Here is an 18,255-nt window from a genome sequence, read left to right as displayed (position 1 = left end):
GTTAAGCGTTATAAAACACGAGCTTTGTCTATTCCCACTCCTAGCGCCCTTGTGTGCTACACTCTGCGCATATTTTTGGCAGGCAGATCTTCATGACTTTTAACGAACTCAAACTCAATTCCTCACTGATCAAAGCATTACCCGATTCCGTTGTCACTCCTAGCCCTATTCAGCAACAAGTGATCCCAGAAATTTTAAACCACACCGATGTACTCGCTCTAGCGCAAACTGGCAGTGGCAAAACATACGCATTTGGCCTACCACTACTCTCTATGATTGCAGCAGAACCTAAAAACAGCTGTAAAGTTCACACAGTAATCATTGTGCCAACTCGTGAGCTCGCACGACAAATAAGCCACAGCCTACAACCACTCACTCAAAGCATAGACATTAAAGTAGCAAGCCTATTTGGCGGCGTAGATATTGAACAACAATTACAGCAACTCGCCGAAAGTCCTGCATTAATTATCGCGACACCAGGCCGGTTATTGGCGCTTATCAAAGAAAACAAACTCGACTTATCCGCAATCCAACACTTGGTATTAGATGAAGCCGATCGTTTAATTGATATGGGATTTTGGAAAGACCTTCAAAGCATCATTAATTTTATGCCTAGCTCGCGCCAAACGCTGTGTTTCTCAGCTACCCTAGCCGATGAATTAGCGCAAAAAATGCATTCCATCATGCCAAATGCCAAGAAAATTCAGTCTAATACAGAAAATAGCATCGTCGACCATATTGATGAGCAACTATATCTAGTAAATAAAGGCAGTAAAACCAAAGCACTACGGGCATTACTGGCTCAACATTCCAACCAACAAGTTCTGGTTTTTATTAGCGCCAAAGACAATGCCGATGCTTTAGCTAAAAAACTGATTAAAGCTGGCGTTAAAGCCGCCGCCTTACATGGAAATAAAGACCAAATAACACGCGAACAAAATCTCACTGACTTTAAACAACAAAACATCCAAGTGCTCATTGCGACCGACCTACTTGCTCGCGGCATTCATATTGATGCGCTACCAGTGGTCATTAACTTTGACCTCCCTGAAAGTGCCCCCGTTTATGTCCATCGAGTTGGGCGTACCGCTCGTGCTGGTCACACTGGGTTGGCAATATCTTTGGTATGCCATGCGGAAAGATTGGCATTAGACGCAATACGTAAGCTAACCAAACGCGCACTACCTCTCGATAATTTGGCAGGTTTTCCTGTCACTGACAAACCCAGTTCTGGGGCAGCAAAACGTCCTGAACGTGATAAACAAGCGAATCGTCGCAGCGCGCAGAAGCGTAGTATCAAAGAGTTTAAAGGAAAGCCAAAGCGCGGTTAAAGATTGTTGGTAAGGTTCAAGGCAACCTCCCTTGAACCTCACCGATTAAATTGAAATGTATCGCAAACACATAACCTAAGAATCCAAGCCATTGGTAAAGCTACCGCATTCCTGTTATTTAAGTCGATGAGGCTATTCTACCTAGACATTTTTAGATTCCGATTGATAACATTATTGTTGTGCGAGTTTTTGGTTAGTTCGACTCGGCAACCAAAATGAAATGAGAGTCGTTAACGCTAAGAAAGTGAATGACACCCACAAGCAAGCCGCAAATCCCCAGGTTTGGAATACCCAGCCAGATAAGATAGTACCGATTAAACGTCCCATCGCATTGGCCATGTAGTAGAAACCAACGTCTAATGAAACGCCGTCGCCTTTGGCATAGCTAACAATCAGGTAAGAATGCAGTGATGAGTTTACGGCGAATACTGCGCCAAATATCATCAAACCAATTACAATAACCAGTTCAGGATTCCATTGCATTTGTACGCTATAAGCAATCACGCCTGTTATCGCGGAAAGGACAAAGGCCCATGCAATGGCAGATTTACCATCTGGAACTTGGCCTGATTTTGCTCCGGTTATTTTAGGTGCAAAACCTTGAACCAAGCCATAACCTATCACCCATAATGCAAGAAAGCCCCCTACCGAACTATGATCCCAGCCAAACACGCTTCCTAAGTAAATCGGCAGTGCGATAACGAACCAAACATCACGCGCACCAAATAAAAACATGCGTGCCGCAGACAGCACATTCACGCTGCTAGATTTGGAAAAAATCTCCGAAAACGTAGGTTTAGTTTTGGCTTTGCCTAAATCAGCTTTTAAAAAAATTAAACTCATGATAAAGACTAAAAGCAACACACCCGCCATCGCTGCAACAGCATATTGGAAACCAATTAAAGACAGTAAGGCACCACCGATGAAGAAACCGACACCTTTTAGGGCATTTTTAGAGCCAGTGAGAATGGCGATCCACTTATACAGCGCCCCTTGCGCATTTTTAGGCACTAAGGTCTTGATCGAACTTTTGGCGCTCATTTTGTTCAAGTCTTTGGCAATACCCGATAAGGCTTGCGCGGCCATCACCCAAGGAATGGTTAACCACACACTCGGCACCGCCAACATGGCTAAGGCGACTATCTGCATGCCTAGCCCTATATTCATGGTTCGGTTTAAGCCCAGCCTTGCCCCTAACCAACCACCGATTAGGTTCGTGACCACACCAAAGAATTCATAAAACAAAAATAAAGAAGCAATCTCTAATGTGGAATAGCCTAAATCATAGAAATACAACACAACCAACATGCGCAATGCGCCATCGGTAATGGTGAAGTTCCAGTAATTAAAGGTAACCAGCATGTACTGACGGATATTTTGATTAATTTGAGACAGCATAATCATTCTCTTTAAAAAAAAGAGCCACCCAAAGAAGGCAGCTCTTTTGGTTTTATTAATTATTAAAAATTAATTGATCAAACCAGCGTTAAATTAGGCAACAGATTTTGCAAACTGATTGATATAGTCAATTTGAATTTGTTTGGTAAAAGCGCCCGGTCTTAATGCTTGAACTTGAGACATAATTTCAGGTAATTCCCAATCTTTTTCTAATAGCAGGTGAGCCGCTAATAAGCCAGTACGGCCCGAACCACCCATGCAATGAAGCGCGACTTTTTCGCCGTTATTTATCGCTTTATGCAAAGAAGGAGCAAGGTGCTTCCAACGAGCATGAAAGGCTTCATCTGGTGCGCGATCATCTTCAATTGGTGCGTTAAACCATTGCAGACCGGCTTTTTCAACTTCTTCCGGTAACTGTTCAACACCAGCTTCTTGCATCTCTTTAACACTTAAAGCGGTAACGATAATGCTCACCCCTTGAGATTTAAGCTGCGTAATACTCTCAGCAAGCTCAACGCCTTTTGTTCCTGGGCAAGGTGTTAATACTAGTCCTGCATTATCCACTTCAAGTGGTAGTAACCATGTGGGATGTGTCATAACAAACTTTTCCTTATGCTAGGCCGACTTTACGAACTAATTCTGCAGTACGTGTTGCGTAACCCATTTCATTGTCATACCAAGCGTAGATTTTCACCATACGTTTGCCGACAACCATAGTCGACAAGGCATCAACAATCGTTGAACGTTGGTCGCCTTTATAATCAATAGAAACCAATGGACGAGCTTCAAAACCTAGAATACCTTCAAGCTCATTTTCTGATGCTTGTTTCAGTAGCTGATTGACTTCTTCAACCGTGGTATCACGCTCAACATCAAAAATAATGTCAGTTAATGATGCGTTAGCCAGTGGAACGCGCACCGCATGGCCGTCAATCTTTCCAGCTAAATCAGGGAAGATTTCAACGATGGCTTTTGCAGAACCAGTCGTGGTTGGGATCAAACTCATGCCACAGGCGCGAGCACGACGAAGGTCTTTATGTGGCGCGTCCAAAATAGTTTGAGTATTAGTTAAATCATGAATCGTAGTGAAAGAAGATTGCGCGATGCCCAGTTTTTCATGGATCACTTTTACCACAGGCGCAATACAGTTAGTGGTACAAGAAGCCGCGGTTACGATTTTATGAATTGCCGGATCAAAAATATGATCATTCACACCAACAACAATATTCGCAATACCTTCTTCTTTTACTGGTGCTGAAACCACAACACGTTTAACACCTTGTGCTAAATATTGATTAAGAAATTCTGTTTTACGGTGAACGCCAGTCGCTTCAATCACGACATCACAGCCAGACCAATCAACCGCATCAATGGCTTTTTCTTTTGACGTTTGAATCGCCTTACCATTGATAACAATCGTATTGCCTTCGCTAGTCACTTCATGGTGCCAACGGCCCTGTACAGAGTCAAATTCTAATAAATGCGCAAGTGTTGCTGCATCCCCTGCTACATCATTAATTTGTACAAATTCAATCTCAGGCCAATCAAACGATGCTCTTAACGCTAAGCGTCCAATACGACCAAATCCATTTATTCCTACTTTTATAGACATCTTATTTTCCTCTAAACACAGCACTCTGGACGTGATTCCATCTCAGATAAGCGCAAAATATCTTGTTGGTATGCTTTCTTTAAACAGTTAGATTCTGTTAGCCCTTGAATTTGTTTTCTCATCCAGCCAGGTAACTCGCTCGACAATCGGTAAAAAACCCATTGACTTTGGCGAACATCAATCACGACTCCGCTTGAACGTAATAACGCTAAATGGCGAGATATTTTCGGCTGGCTTTCATTAAGCGCGATCGTTAATTCTCCTACACACACTTGTTTTTCACGAGCAATAATCAGTAAACATCTCACACGAGTTTCGTCTGAAAGTAATTTAAAAAATTGATGCGGCAACATTGCTAATCTCCGTATATGTGAATATCCATATATTACCAATGAAAATAAATTAAGAATTATTTTGCCTTCTTTGTATTTCACTTTTATTGCAATTCATCTGGAAAGTAAAAATTAAAACGTATTTCTAACGTTCTTTTGTTTGGGACAATACGACCCATTAGTTTAATAAATCGTATTGTCCTGAGGCTGATATCGCTTAGTAATTCTTCTTCATTCTCAATGCGACATTGACCAACGCAATCAATACCGGTACTTCAACTAAAGGCCCGATTACACCAACAAAGGCTTGGTCTGAGTTAATACCAAATACGGCAATCGCCACGGCAATCGCTAATTCAAAGTTGTTACCTGAAGAAGTAAAGGCAATTGAAGCATTACGGTCGTAAGGAATGCCCAGTTTTTTACCTACATAAAAGCTCACAAAGAACATCACTAAGAAATAGATGATCAGCGGTACTGCAACGCGTAATACATCCATTGGCAGTTCTACAATCATTTCACCTTTTAGGCTAAACATCAGAACGATAGTCGCCAGTAATGCAACTAAAGTGATTGGAGAAATTCGAGGAATAAAGACTTCGTTGTACCATTGCACACCCTTCGATGCGACCAAGATTTTACGGCTTAAGTAACCAGCTAAAAATGGAATACCAAGGTAGATCAATACGCTTTCAGCAATATCCATAATCGTGATATCAATAGCAAAGCTTTCTAAACCAAAGTAAGGAGGCAATACCGTGATGAATAACCAAGCCATGAAGCTGTAAGTCACGATTTGGAAAGCACTGTTTAATGCCACCAAGGTTGCGCCGTACTCTTTGTTACCGCCACTAATATCATTCCATACCAATACCATCGCAATACAACGTGCTAGACCAATTAAGATCAAGCCTGCCATGTAACCTGGGTAATCACGTAAAAAGATAATGGCTAAGGCAAACATTAAGATTGGACCGACAACCCAGTTCATCACTAATGACAAAGTAATGGCTTTTTTATCACGAGTGACTTCACCAAGTAGGCTGTAATCCACTTTTGCTAGCGGTGGGTACATCATTAAGATAAGGCCAATCGCCAATGGGATATTGGTTGAGCCCACCGACATACTTTCATTCCACTGCGCGACTTCAGGATAAACAAACCCGATAGCCACACCTAACGCCATCGCGAGGAAAATCCAAACCGTTAAATAACGATCGAGGAAGCTCATTTTCTTTGCAGCACTTTCGTCACTACAAGCCGTTACGTTTGTCATTTCAAATCCTTACTACGCAGATTTATCTAAGATTTTATTTCGGTGAGTTTTTGTTTGTTTTGTCTTTGGGAGTGAGTGACTTAGCTTATTGAGCCTAAGCCGTTATTGGGCTTTTTCGGCTTCAATAACTTGTAATTCTTGTTTAATCATTGGTTGATTGTTGCTTAATGTAAGCTCTAGCACTTGCAAAGCCCATTCAGGTAGTTCTGGGTTAACTCTGTAATGCACCCATTTACCACGACGGTCATCAATCACCAGATTATGCTTTCTTAGCTCAGCAAGGTGACGAGAGACTTTAGGTTGGCTTAAATTAAGGGCGCTCATTAAATCACACACGCACAACTCACCTTTACTTTGCATAAGTAACAAAGACTTCAAGCGAGTTTCTTCTGAAAGGGCTTTATAAAAATATAGAGGTTCAAACATAGGTGCTTTACCAATCAACTAAACATGTGGAATATCATATATATGGAAATTCGAATGTCAAGCCATGTAGAACGGTAAAAAGAATGAGCTTTACTTCACTTCCATCATTCTTATGTTGCTAGCCGGATGTACTTATATCGTGACCAATTAGAATTGGCCATTACACTCAAAATTTAGACAGCAGATTGTTATATACCCAAGTAACTATACTGTTTTATAACCATCGACGTACTTTCTGACAATAGTCTGTATATTGCTTACCAAACTTTTGTTGTAGGAAACGTTCTTCAGGCTTGATTTGAAATTGGGTGATATAGCAAACAAAACCGATACATACACCGATGGTTAGCCAATTATTAAGCCATACCGCAATCGCCAGTAAATTAAGTAGCATCCCGAGGTACATTGGATTTCGTGAAATACGATATATGCCATTAGTGACGAGTTTATTAGTGGCGTGTTTCAGATCGGGATGAATAGTGGTTTCTGCTTGAATGAACTTTTTTACGCCGGTCATCGCAAGCATTAAACCAATAAGTATTAAACCTAGTGCCATTCCCAAACGATATTGCCCTACTCCTAGCTTGTCATTGGGTAGCCAGTAGTCGAGCCCAAACATGATTATTATGGCAATGACAGCGACAATCGGTGGTTTTATTTTTAGTTCTAATGACTGCATAATTAGTTTTCTTTACGGATAGTTTTAATATTAAACCCTTCTTGGGGGTGAGGCGCTTCGAAATATTGGGTTACGTGGTGGAACATGGCTTCGGTATCGAATCTCGCTCTGGCTGGTTGCTCTATTCGTCTATGTTTAATTTGCTGCAGACAAACCTCATCATCGGCATCGATATAAATCAGTTGATGCTTAGCGTGAGCATTTTCAAATAACTGCTTAAACCATGTTCTTTGTTGATAAGTATTGGCAGGGAAATCTAGAACAACATCCGTTCCCGAGGTGAGTATTTGTTGGATATGTTTGGAGAGTAGCGGTTTTATTCTTGAAGCAAACTTTAAGTATTCTTCAAAATTACTGATTTGATCAGGATACAACGCCGTTAGCCACTCATCTTCGTTGAGGTGAACCGCTGTAATCTCTTGAGCCAACTGTAGAGAATGTGTCGATTTACCGGCGCCCATTTTGCCGGCATAAAAATAAAGTGTTGCTACGTTTTCCATGTTCTTTACCCCGCAAATAACCACGCTATCTTTGATAATTAACCTTAGCTGAGGTTAGTTATACCATTAAAACATAGACCCAAGTAACTTCAAGGTGCGAGTTTCAGCCAGAATAAAAAAAGACGCCCCGAGGAGCGCCTTATGCTTCATTTATTTCTATTGTTTGTTCATTTCGACATGGAAGAGTTAAATATCTTGAACATCGAAGTTAACTTCTGGGTTTACGTCAGCTTCATAGTCAACACCGTCGACACCGAAACCGAATAGTTTCAAGAACTCTTCTTTGTACTCTACGTAGTCTGTTAACTCTTTCAAGTTTTCAGTGGTTACTTGAGGCCATAGATTACGACAATGCTGTTGAATGTCTTCACGTAGTTCCAAATCATCTAGACGAAGGCGGTTTTTGTCATCCACTTGTGGAGCACTGCCATCTTCTTTGTATAAACGTTGAGTAAACATGCGGTGAATCTGTTCCATACAACCTTCGTGTACGCCTTCTTCACGCATTTTCTTAAATACCATTGCGATATAAAGAGGCATAACTGGAATGGCAGAACTTGCTTGAGTGACAACACTCTTCAATACGGCAACGTTGGCAGTACCGTTAAGAACCGCTAGCTTTTCATTTAATGCTGCAGCTGCACGGTCTAGGTCCATTTTTGCTTTGCCTAGCGCACCATCCCAGTAGATTGGCCATGTTAGCTCAGTACCGATGTAGCTGTAGGCAACCGTTTTACAACCTTCTGCTAGTACACCCGCTTCAGATAGCGCAGCCATCCAAAGTTCCCAATCTTCGCCACCCATTACAGTGACAGTATCTTTGATTTCCTGCTCTGTTGCTGGCTCAATACTGGCTTCAATAATAACGTCTTTATTGGTATCAACAGCGGTTGCAGTGTACGTTTTGCCAATTGGTTTAAGCGATGAACGAATCACTTCACCGGTTTCTGGCATTTTACGTACTGGTGATGCTAATGAGTAAACTACCATATCGATTTGGCCTAGATCCGCTTTGATCAGGTCAATCGTTTTTTGTTTTGCTTCATTTGAGAAAGCATCACCATTTAGGCTTTTAGAGTATAAGCCTTCTTCTTTCGCTAACTTGTCAAAAGCTGCTGAGTTATACCAACCCGCTGTGCCAGTTTTTTTCTCTGTGCCAGGCTTTTCGAAAAACACACCGATTGTTGATGCGCCACCGCCAAATGCAGCTGCAATACGAGATGACAAGCCATAGCCACTCGAAGAACCAACCACTAGTACGCGCTTTGGTGCGTTAGCAATTGGGCCTTGAGCTTTTGTGTAGGCAATTTGTTCTTTTACGTTTGCTTCACAACCCACAGGGTGTGTTGTTGTACAGATAAATCCACGGATTTTCGGTTTGATGATCATATTCAGCTTCCTTTAAAAAACCCCTGTAGGATAAAAGTTTATCCGAGGTTTCGCATCTTATTTCTGCATTTTTTTGCTTTATACACTTGTGGTTAGACCTGTTTAGCCATTACCCCACCAAAGCAAAAACGCCACAGTAGCTGTGGCGTTGTCGTTAAGTATACTCAAGAATCATCTAATTTGTATGATATGCGCGCGTTTACATCAAGCCGCGCTATCAAGCTTTTTTGACGACTTCTCCTTTTTCTCTGCATCATGAGTACGAATTTCGCTGAAATCATGGCTAAAGTGGTCAACTTGAATTGAACGGTAACGAATCTCATCCGCTTTCATCACTTGTTCCGCTTCGTCTTGAGTTAAGATTTTTTGCTCAACCGCCGCTTGCAAACGATCTTTTAATGGACCGACTTTTGCTAGCTTGCCATCTTTGACCGCTTTCATCATTTTACGCTCTAGATGCCTCACACCGTACATTGCAATGAACGCTCGTTCGATAAGCCCAACGCTGTCATTTTCATCGTCACCAATGTAGCAAAGGTGCGTTAAACGTTCACGATGTGCTCCCGGTGTCATTAAGCTTTCTGCTACTTTGGTTTTTTGCTTATCAGACGGTGCTTTAAAGCGATTACCTAGTGGAAAAACCAACACTTTTAGAAGGTTTCCTGCGATGCGACTAGGAATATTACGGAAAGCCTCTTCTAAACCGTTAGCAGCCTGGCTTAAACAATGATTCATCGCGTAATGAACATAGTCGAGATCGTCTTGCTGACAGCCTTCATCTTCATAACGTTTTAGCACTGCTGAGCCTAAGTATAAGTAACTCAATGCATCACCAAGACGCGCGGATAGCATCTCTTTACGTTTTAGCTCACCACCTAGTGTTAACATGGCAAAGTCTGTCGTCACTGCTAATGCTTTACTTAAACGAGTCATGTCACGGTAGTATTGCTTGGTCGCACCAGAGGTATGAGATTTAGCAAAGCGAGAGCCCGTCAATGCCATACTAAACGCCCCTAGGCTATTTTTAATGGCATAGCCCATGTGTTTGAATAACAACTCATCAAACGCTTTTGCACCGGCTTTTTCATCTGGATTTGCCGCCGCTTCCATTTCAGGTAGTACAAATGGATGACAACGAGTTGCACCTTGTCCGAAAATCATCAGGTTACGAGTTAAGATGTTCGCACCTTCTACGGTGATCGCAACCGGTACGCCATAGTAATGATGCGCTAAGTAGTTCATTGGACCAGTTTGAATCGCTCGGCCAGAATGAATATCCATTGAATCATTTAAGATAGTACGTCCCATTTCTGTCATGTGATATTTGGCAATCGCGGTCACAATCCCCGGCTTCTCCCCCATATCCAATGACGTCGTGGTTAAAGTACGCGCCGCTTCTAGCATGTACGTCATACCACCGATACGCGCCATGGCATCGGCAACGCCTTCAAACTTACCAATCGACATACCAAATTGCTTACGCACATAACCATAAGCGCCGGTTGTACGGCTAGTAAGATGACCAATTGCAGTACCAAGTGCCGGTAGAGAAATACCACGTCCTGCTGATAAACATTCCACCAGCATGCGCCAGCCTTTACCTGCGTAATCCGCACCACCAATTAGCCAATCCATTGGAATGAAGATATCTTCACCGCGAGTAGGGCCATTCATAAAGGCTAGCCCTAATGGATCGTGACGTTCGCCAATTTCTACTCCTTCGTGATCGGCCGGAATAAGCGCACAGGTAATGCCAAGATTTTCTTTATCACCAAGTAAGTGGTCAGGATCGTCTAACTTAAATGCGAGACCAAGTACCGTGGCAACGGGTGCAAGAGTGATATAACGTTTATTCCAGCTCAGGCGAATACCTAAAACTTCTTCGCCATTATACATGCCTTTACACACCACACCTTTATCTGGAATGCCGCCTGCATCAGAGCCCGCTTCTGGGCCTGTTAAAGCGAAACATGGAATGTCTGTGCCGTCAGATAAACGTGGTAGCCAGTAGTCTTTTTGTTCTTGAGTACCATAATGCGATAGCAGCTCACCCGGACCTAAAGAGTTAGGAACCATTACGGTTACAGCGGCACTAATACTGCGAGTAGCAATTTTGGTTACAATTGTTGAGTTAGCGTGAGCGGAGAAATTCAAGCCGCCATAAGCTTTATCAATGATCAGGGCGAAGAACTTCTCTTTGCGGATGTAGTCCCACACTTCTTTTGGAAGATCACGGTCTTCTTGTACCACTTTGTAGTCATCAAGCATCGCAAGTAATGTTTCAACTTGATTATCAATGAAAGATTGCTCTTCTTCTGTCAACGTTGGCTTAGGGTAATTATGCAATGTTTGCCAATCTGGTGTGCCAGAGAAAAGCTGACCATCCCACCAGACACTACCCGCTTCCATCGCTTCTTTTTCAGTATTAGAAAGCGGTGGTAATACTTGTTTAAACCATTTAAACGCTGGGTCACTGATCCATTTTTGTCTTAGCGAGCTCATAATCTATTCCTTTTTGTCCACGTTATTAGTTTAGTTGTTTTTGTTATGTTCGAGTTCAATTTTAAAAACTGTTCTTCTGCGTTTATGCTTAAGAACTAGGTTTAAAAATCTAGGCTTTAGCGGCAACCCCTGCCGCTAAAAATGGGATTAACTGTTGAATAAACACATCGGAATCAACTTTCTTTCCATAAGAGTTATAAGCGATTTCTGCGAGTGCTTTACTTGATGACATGGTGAATACACAGGTACCTAAAGTGAAGTGTAGTCGCCAAAATAGAGTTTCAGCATCTAATGCTGGGTTAGCTTTTTTTACCGAGTCAGTAAATAAGCTAAGCACACTGCTGTATTGCGTCGTAATGAACCAACGCAGGTGCCCTTGTACATCGGTATAGCCACGGCCAATCAGCAACATAAAACGACTTGCGCCATTTGGACGGAGGTTATCTAGAGACAATACTGGGTGCGTTAAGGTATTAAACACATCCGTCATAGTGTAATCATCACGTTGGTTAAGCTCTGTTAAGCTTCTTTCCAACTCAGGCATAAATGCTTCTAGGTAGCGGTTAAGTACCGCTCTCACCAAAGTTTTTTTATCACCAAAATGGTAGTTAACCGACGCTAGGTTTACATTAGCTTTGGTGGTGATCGTACGTAATGACGTATCATTAAATCCGTGCTCAGCAAACAATGCTTCTGCAATATCCATGATTTTTGCTTTTGTTTTATTCTTTGCCGTCATTTTAATCACTCGTATTAAACACCTGTTTGAATATTATCAGGATAGGTCAACGGAACAAGCGGCAACGATCACAAATGCGAAACATAGTTCACCATGAAATTTAATAAAATAGTAAATTCAATATGTTATGAATAATTTCGTTTTTTTTTGAAAAAATATTGAACTGAATGCAATTAGCTCAGTCCTATATTACGTAGCAAGTGGAAATGAGCTGGAAAGCTTTCTGAGTTTATTCAACAAGATTTTCTACACCTAACTGCAATTTTTTCATATACAACTCCTATATTGTTTTTAGCCCATTTCAAGTTGATTTGGGCTTTTTTTTGTCTACCTCAACGTTACCCCCTCGCTTTCCTACAGACGTAAAAAAGGCCACTCCTTGAAGTGACCTCTTCTTTATACCCAATTGACTTAGGTTCTATATCATTAAGTTAGCTTACTTTTCCGTAGCAATCTGCTCAGCCGCTTGCTTAGGTAAGAAGCAATGTAATAACACGTAACCTAAAATAGCTGCAGTGGTTGAGCCGATTAAGATACCAAGGCGTGCATAGGTATCAAATGCGGCATCGACATTAGTAAAGGCCAGTGACGAAATAAAGATCGACATGGTGAAACCGATACCACACAGTACTGAAACCGCAAATATCTGCTTAAAGTTAATCCCTTCCGGCAACTTGGCTAAACCTGCTTTCACTGATACCCAGCTAAAGGCAAACACCCCTAGAGGTTTACCTAGTAGTAGACCTAAAGCAATACCCATCGGTACCGTTGATGACAAGCCTGCTAGTGACACGCCTGCTAGAGAAATACCCGCATTTGCAAAAGCAAAGAGTGGCAAAATAAAGAAGTTCACATAAGGATGCAATGCATGCTCTAGTGACTCTAACGGAGACTTACCGCCTTCTTCACCTTTTAGCGGAATCGCAAAACCAATCAGTACACCTGCAAGCGTTGCGTGAACACCTGACTTCAATACGCTCACCCACAAGATGAAACCTACGATCAAGTACCAACGTGTTTTGGTGACATTTTTCATATTCATGTAGAACAAAACAGCAGTCGCAATAAAGCCAACCAGTAAAGCAAGGCTTGATAGATCACTCGAGTAGAATAGCGCGATTATAACGACCACACCTAAGTCATCAATGATTGCTAAAGCAAGTAAGAATACTTTTAAGCTCACTGGAACACGTGGACCTAGCAAAGCCATGATACCTAATGCAAATGCAATATCCGTTGCAGCAGGGATCGCCCAACCACCAACCGCGACAGGATCGCTGTAGTTAAATACAAGGTAAATCAAAGCTGGTGCAAGCATACCGCCAATTGCAGCGATCGCTGGGAACATAGCCGTTTCTTTAGAACGCAATGCTCCTACCAGTAATTCGCGTTTTACTTCCAAACCAATAAGTAAGAAGAAAACCGCCATTAGACCATCATTGATCCAATGTGATGCTGACATACCTAAAATGTATGTATGAAGGGTATCTTGGTATAGAGAACCGTATGATGAGTTGGCAATCAGCATTGCAATAACAGCTGCAATCACGAGAATGATGCCACTTGCTGATTCCATCTTAAAAAAATTAACTACTTTATCGCGCATAACCTTTTCCTTAATCTAGCATTGAGTCATCTGACAAAACATTTTGCGATAGTATCTGGATTATTTGAACTATAAAAATCGATTCTTTAGATACTAATACTCGGTTTTTCCGAATCAATAATTTTCACACAATCCACAGTTATATAAAATAAAGTCAACAATATAAATGACTTACTTTTTGTGCGTAAACTCTCATACGAAAAGAATTATGAACGGCAAAATTATTACCATTAATAACCCGTCAATTGCATAAATCCTACCCCTTTATGACTTCCCGTAACCTCAATAGGTCCTTCCCATGATGGAATCCAGAACGGTAACCATAACTCTCTATTTAGTGACTGGGTAATTAGACTTATTTGGTACTCTGGCAACTCTATTACCCAACGTAAAGGTAGTAGCCTTCCATTTAATAACTGTTGTTTTTCAATTGGATAGATTTTCACCTCATTATCTTTAATCTTAACAGTAGAGCCATTCTTACTCGATAATGAGCCAGAAATATAACGCATATTCTGTGGATTATGATATTGAGTCAAAGACAAAACTCGCCCATCAGATAAATGAATATTAAAAGTATCCCAGCGCAATGAACGATTAGCGACAAGATGGTTACCCCACTCCTTATCTAACCATGCCGTACCTGAAACTTTTACCTCTTTACCATTCAGAATCAAATGCCCTTTAGTTTTGATAAAAGGCGCACTGAACGAATAAGACGCGGTCGACATTAGATCGTGCGTTTTTTTATAGCCCTTATCACCATTTAAAACAAAAGGTCCATAAGCTGCATTTTGTAGTGAGACTTGGAAGTCGTCGGTTTTAACATTCAACTGGCTTGCGATAGCAAAGTTATTATTCGAAACCCAACTCCAATCATCGATCCATAATCTGAATGGGTACATCATCACCCCGGCCTGTCCAATACCACCACGAGCAATACGCTGCTGTAACCATGAGTGCTTGGAAGTCGAGACAACTACCTGCGCAGTATAGATTTGTGCATTTCTCCAACCCACGCCTTTATGATCACCGTTCGCAACACGATAAACCGTCCACTGCACGCCATAGTCTAGACCATCATCACCTTTCAAGTTGGCTCTGTAGTGCCAAACTTCATTATGAAAGCCATCGTGTTCTGCAAAGTCTTTGCCGTATTTAATCGTATAATCTGGTAAAACAGGGTCATATACCGCTTGATTACCTTCTTTCGGTTCAGCTTGAAGATGAAGCTGGTCTATTTCTTTGGCCACTAATTCTTTGACAAAGTGAGGGACAAGCAAACCTGATAACAGCAAGAAAGCAAGCGTCATCACAGTGGCCTTAAACATCCATTGGTATCGTTTGGTCTTCATTATAATGAGTCCCTCAACAACTTCATTGGTGTCGATTTAACCATGTGCCAAACCGGCCATGCCCCAGCAAAAAACAAACTCGAAAGTGACCAAACAAAAGTAGAAATATATTGTTCAGGCAATAAAGTGATTTGCATCGTCCAACCAAAAGCATTCTTAAGAACAACATCCACCATTAATTGAGCCACTAAGATACCAAGAGGTAAAGCAATGAAAGCGGTAAATAGCCCTATCGCAAGCAACTGCAGCGCCCCTAAAATAACCAACTCCCTACCGGACACACCTAAACAACGCAGTAAAGCAAGTTGCTTTTGCCTTGACACTTCACCCGCAACGGTTGAAACAAACAAGCCAAATACCGCAATAAATAAAGTAATTTTTCCTAGTGTATCCGCTACCTTAAAGGTTTGATCAAACGCAATCATCGCCTTAGTATGCATAGCATTATTGTTATAGATTCTTTCCGGAGACAGACTATAGGTTTTTTCCATCCGCTGTATTAAGTCACTAGGATCAGCTTGATCATTCAACACGACCCCTAAAGCCACATCTCCCTCATCTTGGAAGGTACTTGACCATTTGTTTTCCGAAATAATCACTTGGTTATATGGATTTCCGTAATCATAATAAACCCCTAAAACAGGCCAATTACCACCTAAAGGCTCTGGTAAGTTAATAATATCACCCGGATGAATTTTATGTTTAAGCGACATCGACTCACTGACCATAATCCCTCTGTCATGATGTAAGTGATACCAAAATTGTGGTACAGCCAACTTCACCGTTAATGATTTACGCTCACCTTCCGTCTCACCTGAACTCACAACTTGAATGGTTTCAGTATTGGTTTGAAGTGATTTCTCCCAGCGCCACCAAACACTTTTCACTTCAGGTTGCGCTTCAAGCCAATGGCTCATTCTCGCAGCAGAAGAAATTGTCGGTGTAATATACAAATCCGCAGATAGTCGTTGTACCAACCATTTATCTGTCGTCTCTTTAAAGCTATTGACCATAGTGACCACGCCAATATTAGTGGCTAACGCCAGCATAAACGCCATAGCTGCAACACCGCGGTAGCTCATACTGGCTGCCATATCAGCAAAGAACCAACGCACTTTGACCCACGGCATGGTGAAAGAAAAACTGGTAAATAACTTCCATAAACAATATGGCATCACTAGGCCAACACTCACTAGCATTAGCGCGATAAGCGTAAAGCCTTCTTCTTGATTGGTTGGGGATTGGTACAAAGCCACCGCAGCCACAGTACACACACAAGCCACAAATGCTTGTAAGCCAAACTCACGACCAGCAAAGCGAACTAAAGACACACGAGAAGCCAGACGAATAGGTTGAGAGCGTACTAAACGGACAAGCGGCCAGAAACAAGACAATAGACAACCAAAGATAGACATTAATAAGCTGTATTGAATCCACTCCCAATCCCATTTAATGGATAGGCCAACATCGGCATTATATAAATCACTCAAACTTGCTGAAACCGAAGGCATCAGTCTGTTCGCCAAAGCCAATCCAAGTACAGTACCGCTCAACCAACCAATTAAAATCCAAGCCATAATTTCTAACAACAATGCTTTGGTTAACTGCCAACCAGACACACCTGTTAAACGTAAAATACCTACTAGAGGTTGACGCTGGATAAAAGAAAGTGACATTGCTTGATAGAAAATAAATAAACCTACAAGGAAGGACAGCATTCCCATCGCGGTTAAATTCATATGAAACGCTTTGGTAAGCGAGCCTAGCTCAACGCGGGTATTACGGTGCAGAGAAATTCCATCAGGTAGATAGTTACGTAATTTTTCTAATTTAGCCGGATCCATTGCTGCACAAGCAATCATATCAAAGCCGGAACTACGGTTAAGCTTTCGAAGCAAAGACATATCTGCCACGAGTCTTGAGCCCGAAATCCGACCTTGAGTATCCACCTTTATCGGCCCAATTTTTTCACCTGATTTTAAGGTAATAAAATCATTATCAACCACATCTAAGTAGTTGGACAATTGGGAACTGATCAAAATAGGATATGGAGGACGCATCAGCTCAAGCATATCGGAAGAGCCGAGACTTTGATTCTGCTGAAATGACAGCATAGTCACCGGATCAAAACCCACAATATTGAGTTGCATGCCATCATCCGTCACAACTCGATAGGTATCAAAAGGTGCGCATTGATGGAAACCATTGCGTCTTAATTGAATATAAAAACCTTGAGGGATCTTATTGCCCGCTAATTTCGGCTGAATTCGATATGGGAGAGGATTTGAAAATAGCCTTTCACCATTAGCATAACTCTGCTTGGCATGGTAATTAACCGCTAAAACACCGACGAACAAAGATATGCCTAGAGTTAAACCTAACCATACGAGAAGAATTTGAAATGGATGGCGACGATAATGGCCAAGTAGAGCTTTAGCTACGGGCCACAACATTCAACACGCCTCCTTGTAATCGAACACAGCCTTCTAAGTGCGCCGCCACCTTCTCACTATGTGTTACTAGCAATAAGGTGCAACTCATCTTACTCGACAGGCTTGTTAAAAGACGCATCACCGCTTCGGCATTTTTCTCATCTAGACTACCGGTTGGCTCATCCGCCAACAAAATAGACGGCTCCATATACAATGCACGTGCAATCGCGGCACGCTGTTGCTGCCCACCAGATACTTCTTCAGGATAACGGCCAAGCAATGGCATTAAGTCAAGTGAGGATAGAATTTGACGCCAGAGATTTTGGTCTTCAGGTAAGCCTTTCAATTGACGGCAAAAGCGAATGTTATCGGCAATATTCAATGTAGTGAGTAAGTTAAACTGTTGGAAGATAAGGCCAATATTATTTCGACGAAAAGCATTTTTTTGCCTATCCGGCGCATCGTGCATAGGGAAGTCAGAACATATTATTTCACCAGAATCGCAAGTATCTAACCCTGCAATCATATTCAATAATGTACTTTTCCCTGAACCACTTTCTCCCATTAATGCCAGCTGGGCTCCACGGCCTAATGATAACTCAGCACCTTGTAAAACGGGGTTAAATACGCCCCCATCAATATAGCCTTTACAAAGATTTTTAAGATAAAGCATTAAAC

16 protein-coding genes are annotated in these 18,255 nt (G+C 41.7%); 1 reads left to right on the top strand and 15 read right to left on the bottom strand.

Annotated elements, in window-relative coordinates; all coding sequences use genetic code 11:
- Nucleotides 1-92 precede the first annotated feature (92 nt).
- A complete protein-coding gene (locus K358_RS0113305; protein ID WP_027697283.1) occupies nt 93-1,331 on the top strand; it encodes a DEAD/DEAH box helicase in 1,239 nt (412 codons plus the stop codon).
- Between the two features lie 171 nt (nt 1,332-1,502).
- Here K358_RS0113305 and arsJ read toward each other — a convergent pair whose 3' ends face one another.
- The 15 genes from arsJ to K358_RS0113230 all read right to left on the bottom strand — a co-directional run bounded on the left by arsJ (nt 1,503) and on the right by K358_RS0113230 (nt 18,250).
- Nucleotides 1,503-2,735: an organoarsenical effux MFS transporter ArsJ gene (gene arsJ / locus K358_RS0113300; protein WP_038150167.1), complete on the bottom strand. Its 1,233-nt coding sequence runs from the start codon at nt 2,733-2,735 to the stop codon at nt 1,503-1,505.
- 87 nt (nt 2,736-2,822) lie between these two features.
- Complete coding sequence (locus K358_RS0113295; RefSeq protein WP_027697281.1) at nt 2,823-3,326, bottom strand: cyclin-dependent kinase inhibitor 3 family protein; 504 nt, start codon at nt 3,324-3,326, stop codon at nt 2,823-2,825.
- Between the two features lie 13 nt (nt 3,327-3,339).
- Complete coding sequence (locus K358_RS0113290) at nt 3,340-4,341, bottom strand: ArsJ-associated glyceraldehyde-3-phosphate dehydrogenase (protein ID WP_027697280.1); 1,002 nt, start codon at nt 4,339-4,341, stop codon at nt 3,340-3,342.
- Between the two features lie 11 nt (nt 4,342-4,352).
- Nucleotides 4,353-4,694, bottom strand: coding sequence for a metalloregulator ArsR/SmtB family transcription factor (locus K358_RS0113285; RefSeq protein WP_027697279.1), 342 nt, complete (start codon nt 4,692-4,694; stop codon nt 4,353-4,355).
- 196 nt (nt 4,695-4,890) lie between these two features.
- Nucleotides 4,891-5,949 carry an ACR3 family arsenite efflux transporter gene (gene arsB / locus K358_RS0113280; protein WP_027697278.1) on the bottom strand — a complete coding sequence of 353 codons (1,059 nt, stop codon included), beginning with the start codon at nt 5,947-5,949 and terminating at the stop codon, nt 4,891-4,893.
- 102 nt (nt 5,950-6,051) lie between these two features.
- Nucleotides 6,052-6,375: a metalloregulator ArsR/SmtB family transcription factor gene (locus tag K358_RS0113275; RefSeq protein ID WP_027697277.1), complete on the bottom strand. Its 324-nt coding sequence runs from the start codon at nt 6,373-6,375 to the stop codon at nt 6,052-6,054.
- A 214-nt stretch (nt 6,376-6,589) separates the two neighbouring features.
- Complete coding sequence (locus K358_RS0113270) at nt 6,590-7,054, bottom strand: methyltransferase family protein (RefSeq protein ID WP_027697276.1); 465 nt, start codon at nt 7,052-7,054, stop codon at nt 6,590-6,592.
- Nucleotides 7,055-7,056: 2 nt separating this feature from the next.
- Entirely contained in the window at nt 7,057-7,554 is a 498-nt protein-coding gene (locus K358_RS0113265; RefSeq protein WP_027697275.1) for a P-loop nucleotide/nucleoside kinase family protein, read from the bottom strand.
- Between the two features lie 186 nt (nt 7,555-7,740).
- Nucleotides 7,741-8,943: an enoyl-ACP reductase FabV gene (gene fabV / locus K358_RS0113260; protein WP_027697274.1), complete on the bottom strand. Its 1,203-nt coding sequence runs from the start codon at nt 8,941-8,943 to the stop codon at nt 7,741-7,743.
- 204 nt (nt 8,944-9,147) lie between these two features.
- On the bottom strand, nt 9,148-11,445 hold the full coding sequence (locus tag K358_RS0113255) for an acyl-CoA dehydrogenase (protein ID WP_027697273.1): 2,298 nt from the start codon (nt 11,443-11,445) through the stop codon (nt 9,148-9,150).
- A gap of 109 nt (nt 11,446-11,554) precedes the next feature.
- Nucleotides 11,555-12,184: a TetR family transcriptional repressor PsrA gene (gene psrA / locus K358_RS0113250; protein ID WP_027697272.1), complete on the bottom strand. Its 630-nt coding sequence runs from the start codon at nt 12,182-12,184 to the stop codon at nt 11,555-11,557.
- Nucleotides 12,185-12,620: 436 nt separating this feature from the next.
- A complete protein-coding gene (gene nhaA / locus K358_RS0113245; RefSeq protein WP_027697271.1) occupies nt 12,621-13,790 on the bottom strand; it encodes a Na+/H+ antiporter NhaA in 1,170 nt (389 codons plus the stop codon).
- A gap of 230 nt (nt 13,791-14,020) precedes the next feature.
- Nucleotides 14,021-15,145 (bottom strand): lipocalin-like domain-containing protein, encoded by a 1,125-nt coding sequence (locus K358_RS0113240; RefSeq protein WP_156888736.1) that lies wholly within the window; start codon nt 15,143-15,145, stop codon nt 14,021-14,023.
- On the bottom strand, nt 15,145-17,598 hold the full coding sequence (locus K358_RS0113235; RefSeq protein WP_027697269.1) for an ABC transporter permease: 2,454 nt from the start codon (nt 17,596-17,598) through the stop codon (nt 15,145-15,147). Before K358_RS0113235 ends, K358_RS0113240 begins: the two co-directional genes overlap by 1 nt.
- Nucleotides 17,579-18,250 (bottom strand): ABC transporter ATP-binding protein, encoded by a 672-nt coding sequence (locus tag K358_RS0113230; RefSeq protein WP_027697268.1) that lies wholly within the window; start codon nt 18,248-18,250, stop codon nt 17,579-17,581. The genes K358_RS0113235 and K358_RS0113230 overlap by 20 nt, the downstream gene beginning before the upstream one ends.
- Between the last annotated feature and the right edge of the window lie 5 nt (nt 18,251-18,255).

It is taken from the genome of Vibrio litoralis DSM 17657 (genome assembly GCF_000426765.1).
Lineage (GTDB): Bacteria > Pseudomonadota > Gammaproteobacteria > Enterobacterales > Vibrionaceae > Vibrio > Vibrio litoralis.
The sequence above is the reverse complement of the archived record's forward strand: the minus strand, read 5'-3'. Positions and strand labels throughout refer to the sequence as shown.

Coding starts and splice junctions, on each gene's coding strand:
- K358_RS0113290 (WP_027697280.1), bottom strand. CDS start 4,341: ATGTCTATAAAAGTAGGAATAAATGGATTTGGTCGTATTGGACGCTTA.
- K358_RS0113275 (WP_027697277.1), bottom strand. CDS start 6,375: ATGTTTGAACCTCTATATTTTTATAAAGCCCTTTCAGAAGAAACTCGC.
- K358_RS0113305 (WP_027697283.1), top strand. CDS start 93: ATGACTTTTAACGAACTCAAACTCAATTCCTCACTGATCAAAGCATTA.
- K358_RS0113285 (WP_027697279.1), bottom strand. CDS start 4,694: ATGTTGCCGCATCAATTTTTTAAATTACTTTCAGACGAAACTCGTGTG.
- K358_RS0113270 (WP_027697276.1), bottom strand. CDS start 7,054: ATGCAGTCATTAGAACTAAAAATAAAACCACCGATTGTCGCTGTCATT.
- psrA (WP_027697272.1), bottom strand. CDS start 12,184: ATGACGGCAAAGAATAAAACAAAAGCAAAAATCATGGATATTGCAGAA.
- arsJ (WP_038150167.1), bottom strand. CDS start 2,735: ATGATTATGCTGTCTCAAATTAATCAAAATATCCGTCAGTACATGCTG.
- nhaA (WP_027697271.1), bottom strand. CDS start 13,790: ATGCGCGATAAAGTAGTTAATTTTTTTAAGATGGAATCAGCAAGTGGC.
- arsB (WP_027697278.1), bottom strand. CDS start 5,949: ATGACAAACGTAACGGCTTGTAGTGACGAAAGTGCTGCAAAGAAAATG.
- K358_RS0113230 (WP_027697268.1), bottom strand. CDS start 18,250: ATGCTTTATCTTAAAAATCTTTGTAAAGGCTATATTGATGGGGGCGTA.
- K358_RS0113240 (WP_156888736.1), bottom strand. CDS start 15,145: ATGAAGACCAAACGATACCAATGGATGTTTAAGGCCACTGTGATGACG.
- K358_RS0113295 (WP_027697281.1), bottom strand. CDS start 3,326: ATGACACATCCCACATGGTTACTACCACTTGAAGTGGATAATGCAGGA.
- K358_RS0113265 (WP_027697275.1), bottom strand. CDS start 7,554: ATGGAAAACGTAGCAACACTTTATTTTTATGCCGGCAAAATGGGCGCC.
- fabV (WP_027697274.1), bottom strand. CDS start 8,943: ATGATCATCAAACCGAAAATCCGTGGATTTATCTGTACAACAACACAC.
- K358_RS0113235 (WP_027697269.1), bottom strand. CDS start 17,598: ATGTTGTGGCCCGTAGCTAAAGCTCTACTTGGCCATTATCGTCGCCAT.
- K358_RS0113255 (WP_027697273.1), bottom strand. CDS start 11,445: ATGAGCTCGCTAAGACAAAAATGGATCAGTGACCCAGCGTTTAAATGG.